This window comes from Bradyrhizobium sp. Mp27 (assembly GCF_029953005.1).
GTDB classification, from domain to species: domain Bacteria; phylum Pseudomonadota; class Alphaproteobacteria; order Rhizobiales; family Xanthobacteraceae; genus Bradyrhizobium; species Bradyrhizobium barranii.
Genome location: NZ_JASAUS010000795.1, coordinates 1 through 223 on the forward strand (window position 1 = coordinate 1; position 223 = coordinate 223).

Genomic DNA, 223 nt, shown 5'->3' on the forward strand with positions numbered 1-223 from the left:
TTGTCGCGCCAGGCGCCCTTGCCGTCCATGCTGATGGCGATCTTCGCGTCCAGCAGCACATCGGTGAACTCGAGGCTGGTGAACTGGCTGCCCTGGTCCGTGTTGAAAATCGCGGGCCTGCCGTGCTTCGCCAACGCCTCCTGGACCGCTTCGACGCAGAAGGCCGCCTCCATTGTGATCGAGACGCGATGGGCCAGGACCCGTCGGCTGAACACATCGACGA

Annotated in this window: 1 protein-coding gene; it reads right to left on the bottom strand. The window is 64.1% G+C overall.

Annotated elements, in window-relative coordinates; translation table 11 throughout:
- Positions 1 to 223, bottom strand: a 223-nt coding sequence (locus tag QJT78_RS52685; RefSeq protein WP_281461005.1) for a DDE-type integrase/transposase/recombinase, incomplete at both ends; no start/stop codon positions are given.